The organism is Arthrobacter sp. 1088, from assembly GCF_031455315.1.
Classification (GTDB): Bacteria; Actinomycetota; Actinomycetes; order Actinomycetales; family Micrococcaceae; genus Arthrobacter.
Genome location: NZ_JAVDSM010000020.1, coordinates 1 through 15,240 on the forward strand (window position 1 = coordinate 1; position 15,240 = coordinate 15,240).

Genomic DNA, 15,240 nt, shown 5'->3' on the forward strand with positions numbered 1-15,240 from the left:
TCCAGGACGTCCACGATCTTGTAGCCATCGATGACGGCTTCGTTCGGGATGTCACCGGTGATGGTGAAGTCGATCTGGTCCCCGAGCTTCACGTCGGGGGCATCCGTGACGGTCTTTTCCGCACCGGCTACCGAGTTCTTCGGGTAGACGTGGACGTCATAGATCCAGTTGTCCTTGTTATCCGGGTCGGTCAGCGGCACGGATACCAGGAACGGGGCCGAGGGCGTCACACCGGCCGGGTAGTTCGTTTCTGTCACCAGGTACAGGCCCACAGGCAATGACGTGAAAGCTGCGGTGCCCGCAGCATCGGTGGTCTTCGCCTGGGCGGCGCCCAGGGTGTAGCCCGCACCGGTGATCGAACCTGCAGCGTTGGCCGGAGCGAACACGCCCGAGAGGTTGTGCGCCGCGTCCCAGCCGGCATTGGTGGACAGGTCAATGGTGTTGACCTGCTGGATGGTGAACTCGATACCGGCCAACGGTGTCAGGCCGGTGGTGTCCACCGACGTGCCGTTGTTCGGCAGGCCCGTCGGGGTGGCGGGACGTTCGAACTTGTGGACCGTGATGGAACCGGTCTGGTCCCCATCAACCAGGGGCGCAGCCGAAGCCGGGGCCACGGAGAAGGACATCGCCAACACCGCCCCGGCGATCGTGGCGGCGGCGGTCTTCCAAAGCCGCCCGGTGTGGTGATTACTCACTGTGTTTTCCTCTTTCATCGTGATGGTTTTTCATCGTGGTGGTACTCGGACATGGACATGCACCGACCCGCCCCGCAACACGCACGGGGCTTGGGGGTAACTCTTCTTAGGTACTGACCGACTCGTGCCGGGTAGTAATGGGCCGGTGTCAGGTAGTGATGGACTCCTGCTGGCGTCGGCGGTTGGCGGCCATGGTCAGTGCGAGGGCACCGGCGAGCAGGACGGATCCGGCCGTGGTGAAGGGCCACCAGCCGATGCCGCCGGACTCGGGCAACTCCAGCGCCGGGACGTCGCGGACTGTGAGGAGGAAAATCCCGTCGCCGTCGGCGTCGGTGCTGGTCACTACCCCGCCGCCGGTGCCCTGACCTTGGGAACCCTGGCCCAGGGACACGGCACCGTTCGCTGCGATGGTGAATTGCACGGGCTCGGCCAGCAGGCTGAACCCGTCCGGCGCCGTGGTTTCTTCGAGCCAGTACGTTCCTGGCTGGATTCCTTCGAGTTGGAACCGGCCTGTTTGCCCGGCCACGGCGGTGACGACCGGGCTGGCCAACACGGCACCGGGTGCGCCGTTGTTGTCGGTATGCACGGCCCACGTGGAGCCCGCCATCGGAACCCACGTACCGCTCGAGGACTCGCCGATCTTCTCGATCAGCACCTTGCCCGGGGTGTGATGCGTCGTGGTGCAGTCAGGTCCCGGCCCTGCCGAGGCTGGCGCGCACGTCTGCGGTGGCGTGGTAGACGCTGTGCCCGTCACCACGTTGACAAGCTGTGCGTTCCAGGCGCCCGTTTTGACCACGACGCTATACTTCAGGGTGGCTGTCTGACCGGCAGGCAGCGTGAACGCTGCAGTGCTCAACAACGTGGACGGCGGCACAGGATCGGCCACAGCCACCGGTGATCCCGTACCAATCACCAGGGTCGCCGAACCGGACACGAACGTCGCGTCATCCAGGACCTCCGCCAGGTCATCCTTCAGCACGACTCCCGTGATGGTGCCGCTGATACTGGTCGCCGTCACGGTGTACACGATGGTCTGCCCCGGGCTGACGGACTGGTCCGCAGGAACCGACCCGTTGACGGTGGCGCTCTTTTTGATCTTCCACGCCGGAGGTGCGGTGACCTGGGCATCATCGGTTGCCGAGACGGGCAAGCCAAGGGGCGGGTTCCCGGTGACCTTCGCCGTGTTGGTCAGTAGCCCCGTGGTGACGTCCGCCGGGGTGACCACATATGTTGCGGTGGCAGTCACTGACTGTCCGGGCAAAAGGACCCCGGGAAGGCCAGGCCAAGTGTAGGAAAGGGCGGACATCGTGCCCGTTCCGGAGAACTGGGTCTCGGTAATGACCACCGAGGTCAGCGTCACATTGCCCGTGTTCTTCGCCACGAACGTGTAGGTTGCGGTTTCACCGGCCACCAGGGTGGTCTTGTCCACTGTCTTGACCAGCGTGATCGCAGGAGCGGACGCCGGAGCGATCGTGAAGATGTAGTCTTCCACCTCGCCGGAATTCGAGGCACCGATCGGGACCTGGATCTGGCTGGCGGTGTAGCCGATCCGGAACCGCGCATACGTTGTCCCAGCGGTGACCCCGGCAGGGACTGTCCAGGTAAGTGTTGCGGTCGTGGCGCCCGCAGCGAACGTGGCGCAGGCGCGCTCCGCGGTGTTATTGAACAGGCCGTCCTTGTTCAAGTCAATCCAGCCACAGGTCGTTCCGGTTTTGCTGGCCCCGCTGATCGCCACGGTGGTTGAGTAGCTGGTAGCACCTTGCGTCATGGGCGCCAGAGCCACGCCGTCGTCCATCAGGTCCTGGGCCGCCGTCGCACCCGCATTCGGCGACGCGGTGCCGTTGGCGACCTGAGCGTTATCCTCAGTCACGTTCGCCCCAAGGGTCACATCCGAAAGAACAGCCCTTGCGGCATTGTTTTGATCGTACGAAGCAGGCGCGTCACCGAAATCCTGCGGAACGGTCATCGCCATCAGAAAGTTGTCGGCGTTATGGCCCGAGTCCTGTGGGTCGTTGATCGTGTTGGGCGGCATAGTGCTGGTGGTTTGGGTGAAGATGGCGCTGATGTTGAACGTCAGGGACGTGACAATGCCGTTGATCCGGACGGAGCCGCACGCTGCCGTAGCCTCTGCGTCATGCTGAGGAGGCGTGCCACCGTTAACATTCGTGTCGCAGCGAATGCCAGTGTTGTCGTTAGTGGCAGTGATCGTATTTCCCACTACCGCCAGGTTTCCACCGGAAAGCCGGGTCATGGACAAACCTGTCGTTGCCATGTCCAGCACGACGTGGAATTCGGACTGTTGGTCGATCGTGCCGTCTTTGCCAATATCAAGCCATGAGGTGGCCCCGATTCCTGCAACGTTGAGCACAGGATTCCTAACTGGCTGGCTGAACGCGATCGTGACAGTCCCCAAGCCGCTACAAGGACCAGTTGCTGCGCAATTGTTGATTGCGTTGGTGGCGAATTCGACAGCTGGCGACCCGGCTGGGATTGCCGGTGAAAAGTCGCTTGCGACATAGCCTCGACTATCCATCGTTGTCCGGCCCACGAGGTCGGTTAGCCCCGATTGGTCGTAGGTCGCGGTCAGGCCCGACCCCGGCATCGTCAAAGTGGCGTCACCGCCAGTGATGTTCGCCGGGCTGGTCGCTATCTCATAGGCCTGAGCCGGTGCAGTCAGGCCGAGCGCCACCACTGAAAGTGCCCCGAGGACCACCATCAACGCGGCAACGAACGCCGTAATCTTCCCTAGCGGATACTTCAAGGGGTTCCTTCCAAAGAACAGTGACCGGCCGACCCCACAGCCGACGAGCAAAACGTTGAAGCAACGGAGGCCTCCCACTTGCGTCCTTCAAGGTGGATCTCCAGTCAATGAGTGCGGGGTGGGAAAAATTCGTGTCGCAGAAAACGAAAACTTTTTGAGAGGCAGCTCTCGGGGTCTCACAGGAAGATGGTGGCCAAGGCCCGGACTGCGCACGGAACGATGCCGAGCGAGACCAATGTCCAGTATTTGGACCAAATTGCGTCACGACTTCCGCATCCCCGGCACTTATTGGACATGGAAGATCAACTCGCTCACTTGAGAATCGAAAGCAGATCCTTACAGCTCCGTGGGCGCTGGCGACAACGTAGTGAGCAGGCCGGATGGCTGTTCCCGGGTGACTGGCTGGTTCCTGAAGTCGAGGACATGCTGAAGGCTCAAGCGGAGGGCGGAGAGCTGCAAATGTCCGCCAAAAACCTCGGGGCGTCCCGTGCCTATCATGGCGTTGGAGTCCGCGAAACCATGCAGGACCTCAGTGCCTTTTTCGACGCGGCGGGGGTACCTGCTGACGATGGCTCCATGCGGGATCTCGTCGAGGGATGGGCCATGGAAAATGAACGTCTTGAACCGTTCTCCTGCACCGACGTCTATACAGGGCTTGCAACCATGGCGCACTTTGAACGGCTGATCCATGAGATGTCGCAGTACCCCCGCGCCCGGCGTAGAAGCCACACGATAGCGACTCTTCATCTGGGATGGTCCAAAGACGGCAAGCTGCTTAGCTGGGAAATGTTGGCCGAAATGGGTCAGATATGCCGAGGGGAACTTGCGGCAGTGGAAGCCACTGCGGCCTATCATCGCGGAAGCATTCACACCATGATGACCCGCAAGCGGGAGAGCTACGAGGCACTGTTCCGCTGTCTGCAACTCATCGACGGGCTAAACCTGGGCGTTGGACGGCGAACGCTCGTGGAATTTTTGGATTTTCCGGCCTCGCCGGCAGAATGCGACCGGGCAATCGCCGGCCTCCGGCACAGACGGTCAGCCTGATGAAAGGAAAGGCAAGGGAATAGGAAAATGCCGTAATCCGCGTGCTTTTTGCAACACGATTCAGGGGTAACCAGTACTACATGGGCGTGGCAGCTGCCTGGGGTCGGATCAGGCAGCCAGCCACGAGGAGGCGCCACCGGATGAAGCAATTTTTCCCGGCGGCGCCTCCGCCAATTTTCCGCTAAGCGAACTTTGCCAGCGGGTTGGCCAGACGGCCAGCCATCTGCAATCCACCGGACGGATCCGAGATATCGAGCATCTGCTGGTTGTTCCGCAGTTGCAGCCTGTTAAGGCAGGACAACTCGAAGTCCGCAGCGAACAGATCATGCATGGCGAATTGGTCCGCTAGCTCCGGGTGGCGTTCCTGATATTCACGAACCACGGCAGCGGCAGTCCCCCAGAATTCGTCTTCCTGCAGCGTCCCTTCCTCCACAAGGATGGCCCCCAGGAAACGGAAGATGCAGTCGAACACGTCAGTGAAGATCGCAAGCACCATCTCTTCAGCGGGAATCTCGGCCTTGACGCGGGAGACTTCCGCGGGCAGGTCCAGCCGGTCCCCCATGACCACAATCTCCTCGGCGATATCCTTCATAATTGCCCGGACGGGTACACCGTCTTCCAGGATCAGGATGACATTTTCGCCGTGAGGCATGAACGCGAGCTCATACTCGTAGAGACAGTGGATCAACGGAACGAGGTAGGCCTCGAAGTAGCGGCGCAGCCACTCCGTTGGAGCCAACCCGGAGCGCTGAATCAGCGCTGAGGTCACGGAGGCGCCGGAGGAATCCACATGCAACAAGGAAGCCATGGTGGCCAACTGCTGACCGTCCTTAAGCATCGGAAGGGGACTTTCCCTCCACAGAGCCGAGAGCATCTTCCGATAAGGCGAGCCCTTCGCCGACGCAGCCTCGTAGTAGTGGTTGTGGTAGCCGATGGCCGCCGTTTCACGGATCATGGCCAAGCCCCGGTCCTGGAGCTCCTGGTCATTGCAGATCAGTTTCTGAAGCCAGTCATTAATGGCAGGCGTTGCCTTCATGTACTGCGGAGACAGGCCGCGCATGAAGCCCATGTTCAGCACGGACATTGCCGTTTTGACGTACGCCTTCTCCGGTGACGTGGTGTTGAAGAAGGTACGTATGGACTGCTGTGCCTGGTAGGAGTCCTCGCCGCTGCCCAGGTTCACGATGTGGCGCTGGGCGATTTCTGCCGCGAACGTCACGGTGAGCTTGTTGTCCCACTGCCAGGGGTGCACCGGCATTAGCAGGTAGTCCTCAGGATCAAGGCCGGAAGCGGCAAGTTCCGCGTTGAACCACGCCAAGGTTGCGGGTCCGAGTTCGGCCTCAAAGTGCGTCCGGTAATCCAAGCCTGCGCTGGACGTGAACACGGCCTTGCTGCGATGCACTGCGATCCACTGAAGCTTCACCACGGCACCGGTTTCCGGCGCGAACGCATGGTAATCGGCGATGCCGAAACCCAGCCGGCCGTTGTTGGCAACGAAGCATGGATGCCCCTCGGTCATGCTGTGCTCTATAGCCTGGAAATCGGCCGCCCGGTCCGCGCCGCGGGTGATGCCCGCAGCCAACTCGGCAGAGCTGAAAGGCTTGCCCTGCTTGTAGGCGTGGCTGGACAGCGTGCTGCTGATTTCCTCGAGGTAAACGGGCAGCATCTCCTGGCGAATGGCCAGTGACTCGTGGAACTCGGTGATGAAGTCCAAGGCATCCAGCGGCAGCTCTTCACCGCCGCGCAGCCGGGCGATCGACCCAGCGTCAACGGACCAGTGCTCAAGCTGCAGGATCCGCGCATGGAACCGGTACTCAACGGCGTCGTCGTCGCTCACAACCTTGTAGAGCCCGACGCCGTCGCCCTCCTCCCGGATCAGCTTCGGCGCCAGGATGCGCTCGTGCGAGAACTCGGCAATGGCTTTCCGGATCACGTGCCTGTTGGCGACGGCCCAACGCTCCGGGGTCAGGTGGGATACAGGTTCGGCTGCCTCGTGGAGGGTGGTGGTTTCGGCAGTAGTGGTCACAGGGAATCTCCTCTGGTCGCCGCGGCAGGCGCGGCCAGAATCGGGGTCAGGGTTGCGAGGAAATCCTCGCGCGTGCAGAAGCTCAGGAGTCCCTGCTTGTGGTCTTCGGCAGGATCGACGGCGGGAAGGGTCACCACGCCGTGCGGGCGGAAGCCCACCTTCTCGTTCAGCACATGGATCTTGTGGTTGCGGGCGTCAGGCTCGACGACGACGCGTTGGGCTGCGGGGTCAGCGAAGAGTTCCGTCATCACCGACTGCATGACGGCCGTGGTGTAGCCGGGCTGCGGGTCGCCACTTGGCGGGGACACCAGGAGGTGCATGCCCACGTCGCCGCCTTGGACCTCGTAAACGTCTGCCAACGGCGACGATTCGGGACGGTACCGCTCCATCAGGAACGCGGGCGCGCCGTCGTCGAGTCCCAGGAACGCCAGGTGGTGACCCGATTCGGCGATCCGCGAGTACTCCTCCACAACGTCCTGCTCGGTGGTCGAAACCATCCCCCAGAACCGTGCGTACTCCTGGCTGACCCAGCTGTGGAGGAGGGGTGCGTCCGCTATGGGGTCGACTGGCCGGAATGTGAAGCTCATACGGTTGCTCCAGCCGTGACCGGAATGGCAGAAGGCACTGCAGCGGGTGCACCGAACTGCTGGAACGCGATGCTCCGCTCGATCGGATAGACCTCGCGGCCCGTGATTTCCCGCAGGATGCAGGAGTTGCGGTAAGCGGCCATGCCGAGGTCCGGCGTGACGAAACCGTGGGTGTGAAGCTCAGCGTTCTGGACGAAGATTTCGCCAGGTTCGACGCCGGTTCCGTAGTTGCGCTCGACATCGAAGCGGCTCTTGGCGTCGCGGCGGATCCGGTCCTGGATGCCGGCCAGGAAGGCGGGCTCCTTGTAGGTGTAGCCGGTTGCGAGGACCACGGCTTCGGACTCCAGGCTGTAGTCGCGGCCGTGTTCCTCGTGGTGCAACTCCAGCGTGTGGGTACCCGTGGTCGCGTCCCACCTGGACGCTGTCAGCGACGAGTGTGTGTGCAACTGCGTATCCACTATGCCGGAGAGGCTCTTGGTGTAAAGGAGATCGTAAATGTCGTCGATCAGGTCCGAGTTGATGCCCTTGTACAGGTTCTTCTGGTTCTTGATCAGACCGTCGCGCTGCTCGCCCGGGAGCGAGTGGAAGTAGTCCACGTACTCGGGCGAGGTCATCTCGAGCGTGAGCTTGGTGTATTCCAAGGGGAAGAAGCGGCCGGAACGTGTTACCCAGTTGAGCTGGTAGCCGTACACGTCGATTTCCTGAAGGAGTTCGTAATAGAGCTCCGCGGCGCTCTGCCCGCTACCGACGATGGTGATGCTGCGCTTGGACTGCAACTCACTCTTCCTCGACATGTACTCGGCGTTGTGGAGGACAAGTCCGCCGCCGTCCACAATCCCTGCACACGAGTCCGGAATGTACGGTGACGTGCCGGTGCCCAGGACCAAGCGGCGGGCGCGAAGCACCTCAGCGCCTCCAGGACCCCCGCCTCCTCCAGGACCCTGCACCGAAAGGCGGTACACGCCGTCGTCGTAAGTCACATCCAGCACATCTGTGCTAAAACGGACGGACTCCAATTGGCCGGCCACCCACTGGCAGTACTGGTTGTATTCCGCCCGCAGCGGGTAGAAATTTTCCCGGATGTAGAAGCGGTACAACCGTCCGGTCTGCTTGAGGAAGTTCAAAAACGAGTACGGCGACGTCGGATCGGCCAACGTGACGAGGTCAGCCATGAACGGGACCTGCAGATGCGCGGGCTCCAACATCATGCCGGGGTGCCAGTCGAAGGATTCGCGACGTTCAAGGAAGATGCAGTCCAGGCCTTCAACCGGCTCGCTTAGCGCGGCGAGGCCCAGATTGAATGGCCCGACGCCGATGCCGGCGACGTCGTAAATCTTGCCGTTGTCCTGGGTGCTCATGCTGCAGCCTCCGTGGTGGTCGCGAGCAGGCTGGCGCCCGTCCGGCGGATAAGTTCGATGATTTCCTGGATATCCCCCAGGGAGGCCTCGGCGTTGAGGAGGGTGAATTTGAGGTAGTGGCGGCCGGCAACCTTGGTTCCGGCAATCACGGCTTCGCCCGAAGCAAAGATCGATGCGCGAATGGCCGGGTTGAGGACATCTGCTGCGTCCTCGTCCAATGCCACGCCGTCAATGGCCGGGCGGTAGCGGAATACCAAAGTGCTCAATTGGGGTGCGGCGGCGAGTTCGAACTCGGCGTCATCCACCAACAGGGCTCCAACGCGGCCAGCAAGGTCGATCGCCTCGTCGAACAACGCGCCGATAGCGTCGGCGCCCATGATGCGCAGGGTGAGCCAGAGTTTAAGGGCGTCGAAGCGCCGGGTGGTCTGGATGCTCTTGTCCACCTGGTTGGGGATTTCGGCCTTCGCGGCGCTCTCCGGGTTCAGGTAGTCGGCGTAGTAGGTGACGTGGCGCATCATTGAGCCGTTGCGGACCAGGACTGCGCTGGAGCTGACGGGCTGGAAGAAGGTTTTGTGGAAGTCGACGGTGACGGAGTCGGCCAGGTGGATCCCGTTCAGGAGGTGGCGGTAGCGGCCGGAAACGATGAGGCCGCCACCGTAAGCAGCGTCCACGTGCAGCCAGGAATCATAGGCGCGCACCAACGCCGCCAGTTCGGAGAGAGGATCGACCGAGCCGAAGTCAGTGGTTCCAGCAGTAGCCACGACCGCCATCGGTACCAGGCCGGCGTCGTGCGCTTCCGCCAGAGCAGCCGCAAGTGCGGTGGGGTCCATTCGGTGGTCGGCAGCGGTGGGCACGGAGATCACCGCGTCGAAGCCAAGCCCGAGCATGGAAGCAGACTTCTGGATGCTGAAGTGACTGTCAACGGAGGTGAAGATCCGGAGTCGATCCAGCAGGTGCGGCAGTCGCGCGTCGCCGTTCGTGGCACGCAGCCTGGCCACGGCGTGATTGCGGGCGATCAGCATCGCCTGGAAGTTGGACTGGCTCCCACCCGAGGTGAAGACACCATCGGCCGCGGCGTCAAAACCAATACGGCCGGCAGTCCAATCGATGAGGCGCCGCTCGATCATGGTGGCGCCGGCGCTCTGGTCCCATGTGTCCATGGACGAATTCACTGCCGAGAGCACGGCTTCACCAACCAGCGCGGGAATGACCACCGGGCAGTTCAAGTGTGCCGCGTAACGGGCATCGTGGAAGTAGATCGCGTCCTTGAGGTAGAGCCCGTCAAGCTCCTCAAGGGCAGCAGCCGTATCCGGCAGCGGACGTTCGAGGTCGACGGCACCAACACGGGCCTTCAGTTCTGCATGCGCGACGCCGGTGAACGGACGGGCCGTTCGCTGGACTTTGGTGGAGACAGCGTTGACTCCCTGAAGAACCTGCGCCACATAGCTGGGCGAATTTCGAGCGTTGAACAGCTGGTTTGTGGCAGCGAGGGCCAGTTCCACCTTGGAGCCAAAGTCCTGCTCCTGAGCGATCCGCTCTTCGACACTTGGTGACGTCACGTCAGCTTCCTTCCATCATTGGGCGCTAGTTAGCAAAGGCAAGCCTTACTTAGGCTTGCCTTTTCGTCAAACTTTTGTGACCTATTTCGCCCAACGTACGTATTCTGGCCGTTTTGTGAACAGGGGAAGCGTCATTGACTTTCATTGGAAGCTGACGCCGTGGAAAATACCCCGGCTCTTGCCAAGGGCTGTAGAGTCAACGGCACAGAAACTCTACGGTTGGGGGACCAGTGGCTGACGACATCCACGAGCGGATCGGATTCCGCGAGATCGATGAACACGGGAATGCGGTGCGGGCAGTGAATCCGCATGCCCCTGAAGCCCCCGAACGGGCACGGCGCCGAGTACTCGTGAACCCGTTCGTCGCGGCCCTCTGGGTGCTGGACGCTGGGTTGGCGTGGTTTTGCATCTGGGCTTTCGACTCGGTAGCGGCAATGACCGGTCCGACGGCGACAAGTCCCCCATCCCAAGTGAATTTCATGGTCCTGCAGTCCGTGCCCTACGTCCTTCCTGGCGCCATTCTGGTCACGGCCGCCCTTCTGTTCTGGCATGCCGCGCAGTGGCAGAAGAAGCACGCCACTACCTAGGTCTACGGCTGGTTCCGGACAGTTTTGCGGCGTCCCATCAGGTAGAGGACGAGACCCGAAAAGATAAGGACAGCGACCGGCAGAATGGAGAACGCGACTCCCGTGTTGGCCAATGCTCCGGCTGACGAATTCGAAGTAATCACGGACTCGCCGGGCTGAACCGACCCGCCGGGCTGATTGGGAACGGGCCGATTCGAAGCGGGCTGATTCGAATCGGGCCGCGAGGAGGCCTCGTGTCCCGGTTGCGGTGCTATCCGCAGGAAAGCCTCTTCGATCTCCTTCTGCCCTGTCCACGGAAAGGCCACGGCGGTTGTGGCAGGATGCGTTGATACGAGCACACCTGCCGAAGACGTCCCCATAGCTGTTGCCGAGTTAGCGACGTTGCCTGCCTTGACGTCCCACCACGTGAGTTCGTAGCTTGCGGAAGCCGTCACAGATTCACCGGGCTGCAGTTCACCCGCGGCTCCGGGCCATGCGTAGACCAGTGGCCCGGGTCCTCGCGCGTGATCCACAATGGCGACGTTCTTGAGGGCGGTGTTTCCGGCGTTCTTCGCCGTGAAGTGATAGGTGATGACCTGGCCCACCTTTGCGGGATCACCCACCGCAGAGGCATCTGCGGTGGTGGAGAACTCAAGGCGCGCATCCGGTGACAACGGTGTATCTGTAGTCACAGGCAACGAGGCCGTGAGGCCGCCGGCGCCGGGAACACCGGCGAGCGCAGCGGAGTTGGCGACCCGACCGGCGTCGAGGTCTGTTTGGGTGATGCTGTAGGCAGCGACAGCACTCACTGTTTGACCCGGTAGCAGCTGGCCGGGGATCCCGGGCCACGAATATGCCAGCTCCGGGAGTCCGGCAAGAGTGTTGTTGATGACCACATCAGTCAGTGGCACGTTCCCACTGTTCGTTGCCCTGAAGATGTAGCGAATCACATCCCCTGCCTGCGCTGGCGAGTGGACAGCGGAGGCATCAGCGCTGTGGGTAAACCCCAGGCCGGGAAGGGGCGCAGCGGCGCCAGTCAAAATGCACTGGATGTTTGCGCCGGCGACGGGCGTCAGCGCAAAGGGTCGGTCAACCGCCGCTCCTGCGGGCAAATTCGGCTGCAGGCCAGCTGTGTCCGTACAGGTGATGTTCCGGTGGTAATTGGATGGGATGCCGCCGGCTTCCGTGAGGTAGTAGGTAGTGCCTGTGTTGGCCGTCGTCTGACCCGTGACACCAGAGCCCGCTGCGATACCTGCTACAGATCCTGAGGTAGTGGAATGATTAGTGGCATTTATCACTGGACCGGTGGGAGACCCTGCACGGATCTCCATGGTGAATTGGTCGGAGACCGCAGCGCGGGCGGTGGTCAGCGCCTTGCCCAGCGTAATCCTGGGAGCCCGGACCACCAGGGAAGCCGCTGCCGGAGGGTTCAAGTTGGTTGCAATGTCGGTAGGTGCGCTGGAATACGTGCCCTCGGCCGAAACTGTCACATCCACCACCACCGTGCACGAGGCCTGGCCTCGGCTGAGGTCGCCGCCGGAAATCGAAAGCGTTCCGCTGCCGGCATCTGCCGAGCGAAGGAATGGGTTGGTTCCGGGAACCTGAACGCACGTTCCCCCGATGTTCGGATCCCCGGCGATCGTCAGTCCGGAAGGAAGCACCTGGTTGATGGACCAGTCATGCTTCGCGTTGAGTTCGCTGGTATTGGTGACGGTGAGCGTGAGGGTGGAAATCCCGCCGGGGCCCACCACGGCAGGAGTGAAAGATTGCTTCAGTTCTGGAGTGACGTCAAGCAGGCGCACTTCGTCAAAGGCGCCATCGTTCCCGTTGGTGGTGCCGTTGTTATTCCACATTTCAAGCCCCAGGGAATTGCCATTGGCCCGGATCGCCGTGTTCGACGTCATCGAGTTGACGTTGACGGTCCTGGTGACGGTTCCCGGGGTTCCGCCGACGTCGCTGGTGACTTGTTGCTGGACCGAGTCCACGTTGGGATCGTCCCAGGTCTGGCACCCATTGAGTGGGTTTCCAACCGGTGTGGCTGTCCCATCGCTGTCAACGACGGCGAACTGATAGGACGGATCGCCCGCAGCCAGGCCGCAATTCATGTACGCGGTGTTGAGGCCAAAAGCGTAATAGTGGCCCGCTGTCACCGGGATTGGGCGGGTGGTCCTGAACATCACCCCATCAGCGGGCCCGGACGGGATGGCATCGCAAACTGATCCGGTGGAACTGGTAGACGGGCATTCGGTGTAAGAGCCGTTGACGTGATTGGTGGTGGGAGAGGCGGGGGTGAATTGTTGCCCCATGCCCAAGGCCAGCATGCGCATGTACTGATAGCTGCGAATATCCGCGAGCTCGGCACACCTGTTGCTTTTGCCTTCGGCCGCGGTTCCGGACTGTGCCCATGTGGGGGTGTTCGAATTCCGGTAGCTCAGGATGACGCCATTGCATCTGGCAGCGTCGATCCAACCTGGAGAACCTGTGTACGCCTGGCCGCCCTTGCCAATGTACTGCTTTGACCCGGGAGCCGAGTAAGACTGCGCGCCAAGGGCGGAGTTGGGGCTGCCGTGCTCGAAATTCTCCGAGAACACCACAGTGCCAGGCTGGGTAGCATCAGGCGTTGAGGATGTTGAAGGCATAGGTGGCGTTGACGGCGTTGTCGCCTGCGCAGGGGCAGGTTGAAGGCCTCCCAGCGCCGAGGTAGCAGCAAGGGTGGACAGCAGTATCACCAAAGTTCTGGCCAGGAGAGAATTCTTCACGGCTGTTGCTTGTCTTTCCATCGTCCCCAAGCGCCCCAGGCTCAAGACCCAGGCAGTTGCGCTTGGTGCTTCCGCTTCCAAGGAAGCCGATGCGCACAGATATTGTCAGCCTCTTAGTGTTGGCTAAAGCGGAATCGTGACGGAGAAAACAGAAAAAGATTGAGGCCCTATTCGAGCTGGCCGGCGCCGGGTGCGGCAGGCGAAAGGCAGCGCGACTAGTGAAAACTACTGGCGAAGGACTTGGTAAGGATGTGTTGGCCGCTGAACTGATAGTTCAGCGTGCTGCCCGCTTCTGTATTCCGAAGGGAAACGCCGAGCTCGAACGCAAGGCTGGCTGACTCGATGGACACCGTGGTGCAGTGGATCAATCGATTGTCCGCAGCGGGATCCGAGCACGACCATCCGGCCGGTGCCGAGAATTTCCCCGGGATGAACGTGGCATTCTCCGGCAGGCTGAAGATTGCTTCACCAGAGCCTGGCGCCCGATCTCCGATGAGTGAAAAGCCAACACTGACATCGCGATCGAGTAACCCGCTGCCGGCTTCCATGCCAAAGAAAGCCTCGACCGTCTGTGACGGGGCAGCCGTTGGAGGCGTCGCCTCGGTGGTTGAGGACATCGTCCCCGAGTTCGTGACAACTGCTGCCCGCTGCCTGGCAATTTCCTCGGTGACCGGAAGCGGCGGAACCTGTACGGGTGCAAAAGGTTGCGGCAATTGCACCGCAGTCGGAGCTGGGGAGGGGACGGTGGGCACGTCAGCTGCAGCACTGGACGCCGGGGGTGATGCCGAGGCACTTGGAGCATCACCGGCGTTGCTGACCTCCGCTTCAGGCTGCCCGAACCACGCGGCAAGACCAAAAATCGCCACGCCTGCAGCGATAGCCGCAGCAACCTTCCATATGTGCCCGGGCGATCGAATTGTTGCAGGGCTCTGCCCGGTGGCGCCGGACGGATTCGCTGCCGCGAGCAATCCCGCAACCGCGCCAGGAGTCAACACGATGCCCGTCACCAGGGGGAAGAGAGCCGCCCGCATGGCACCTTCGATGTGGTTAAGTTCAAAGAGAAGCGCAGTGCACTTGGAGCAGGTCTCCAGATGCGCACTGACCTTTTCGCGTGAGGTCCGTTTCAGGGCGTTCCGTGCATATTTGCCCAACTGGCCGGAATACTCCGAACACTCATCGTCGGGGGCCACCACCACGTGGTTTTGCAGATACGCCTGGCGGAGCCCCTCCCTTGCCCGGATCAGCAACGAGGACACTCCGTTGGGGCTGACACCGATGAACGGCGCAGCAGCAGCCGGCTTCATGCCCTCAATGTCCACATGCCAAAGCACCGCTTGCCAGCGCTCGGGAAGGGACCTGAATGCCGACGCCACAGCCGAGGATTCGAATTCCCTCAAGACGGGGTCGGCGTCCACGACGGCGGTATCCAACATCGCGTCGTCAGGGGCGGACTGGGTGAGCCTTGCTTTCCGGTTCCGCGCATGCGCTGTCCGCTGCACGACCGTCAGCAGGTAGGCACGAAAGAATTCCCGTGGTCCTTTGCCGCCGCTAAGGGCCTGGAACACTGATGCGAAGGCCTCGGCAACGATGTCGTCGGCGTCACTCGGGTTATCGGTATTCGCCCGTGCGACGTATTGCGCAGCAGCCAGATGCCGCCGGTACAACGAGTCAAAGGCCTCGTTGTCACCTCCTCGGACCGCCGCAATGATTTCCTGATCGCTGACAGGTCCAGCGGTGATGGTTCCGCTGCTGGAACCAGTATCAAAATCGCTCCCCATAGGCCCAGTGTGACAGCAAATTCCGGGATGACTTGAATCGCAGGGTACTTAGGACTACGGGGTTAAATTACTTGGAATTTCCGCGACACGATCCAGCAGAAACG

10 protein-coding genes are annotated in these 15,240 nt (G+C 61.7%); 2 read left to right on the plus strand and 8 right to left on the minus strand.

Annotation, left to right across the window (positions count from 1 at the left end; genetic code table 11):
* Both J2Y41_RS21835 and J2Y41_RS21840 read right to left on the minus strand, forming a co-directional pair.
* On the minus strand, positions 1–695 hold a 695-nt coding region (locus J2Y41_RS21835; protein ID WP_309931677.1), incomplete at its 3' end, for a SpaH/EbpB family LPXTG-anchored major pilin.
* A gap of 148 nt (positions 696–843) precedes the next feature.
* On the minus strand, positions 844–3,456 hold the full coding sequence (locus J2Y41_RS21840; RefSeq protein WP_309931678.1) for a GEVED domain-containing protein: 2,613 nt from the start codon (positions 3,454–3,456) through the stop codon (positions 844–846).
* A gap of 315 nt (positions 3,457–3,771) precedes the next feature.
* Between J2Y41_RS21840 and J2Y41_RS21845 the strand changes: the two genes are divergently transcribed.
* Positions 3,772–4,503: a hypothetical protein gene (locus J2Y41_RS21845; protein ID WP_309931679.1), complete on the plus strand. Its 732-nt coding sequence runs from the start codon at positions 3,772–3,774 to the stop codon at positions 4,501–4,503.
* Between the two features lie 181 nt (positions 4,504–4,684).
* Here the strand turns inward: J2Y41_RS21845 and J2Y41_RS21850 are convergent, their stop codons facing one another.
* From J2Y41_RS21850 to J2Y41_RS21865, 4 genes are read right to left on the minus strand one after another with little or no spacing between them, the layout of a single operon-like run.
* Complete coding sequence (locus J2Y41_RS21850) at positions 4,685–6,529, minus strand: IucA/IucC family siderophore biosynthesis protein (protein ID WP_309931680.1); 1,845 nt, start codon at positions 6,527–6,529, stop codon at positions 4,685–4,687.
* Positions 6,526–7,116, minus strand: coding sequence for a GNAT family N-acetyltransferase (locus tag J2Y41_RS21855; protein WP_309931681.1), 591 nt, complete (start codon positions 7,114–7,116; stop codon positions 6,526–6,528). The genes J2Y41_RS21850 and J2Y41_RS21855 overlap by 4 nt, the downstream gene beginning before the upstream one ends.
* Positions 7,113–8,474, minus strand: coding sequence for a lysine N(6)-hydroxylase/L-ornithine N(5)-oxygenase family protein (locus J2Y41_RS21860; RefSeq protein ID WP_309931682.1), 1,362 nt, complete (start codon positions 8,472–8,474; stop codon positions 7,113–7,115). Before J2Y41_RS21860 ends, J2Y41_RS21855 begins: the two co-directional genes overlap by 4 nt.
* Positions 8,471–10,033 carry an aspartate aminotransferase family protein gene (locus J2Y41_RS21865; RefSeq protein ID WP_309931683.1) on the minus strand — a complete coding sequence of 521 codons (1,563 nt, stop codon included), beginning with the start codon at positions 10,031–10,033 and terminating at the stop codon, positions 8,471–8,473. Before J2Y41_RS21865 ends, J2Y41_RS21860 begins: the two co-directional genes overlap by 4 nt.
* Positions 10,034–10,263: 230 nt before the next feature.
* Between J2Y41_RS21865 and J2Y41_RS21870 the strand changes: the two genes are divergently transcribed.
* Positions 10,264–10,620, plus strand: a complete 357-nt coding sequence (locus J2Y41_RS21870) for a hypothetical protein (RefSeq protein ID WP_224094736.1) — start codon at positions 10,264–10,266, stop codon at positions 10,618–10,620.
* A 2-nt stretch (positions 10,621–10,622) separates the two neighbouring features.
* On the opposite strand, the gene J2Y41_RS21875 is transcribed toward J2Y41_RS21870, so the two are convergent.
* Together J2Y41_RS21875 and J2Y41_RS21880 are read right to left on the minus strand one after the other, a co-directional pair.
* The gene (locus tag J2Y41_RS21875) at positions 10,623–13,358 is read right to left on the minus strand and encodes a hypothetical protein (protein ID WP_309931684.1); all 2,736 of its coding nucleotides are present in this window, start codon (positions 13,356–13,358) and stop codon (positions 10,623–10,625) included.
* A gap of 215 nt (positions 13,359–13,573) precedes the next feature.
* Positions 13,574–15,136 carry an RNA polymerase sigma factor gene (locus tag J2Y41_RS21880; protein ID WP_309931685.1) on the minus strand — a complete coding sequence of 521 codons (1,563 nt, stop codon included), beginning with the start codon at positions 15,134–15,136 and terminating at the stop codon, positions 13,574–13,576.
* Positions 15,137–15,240: the final 104 nt, after the last annotated feature.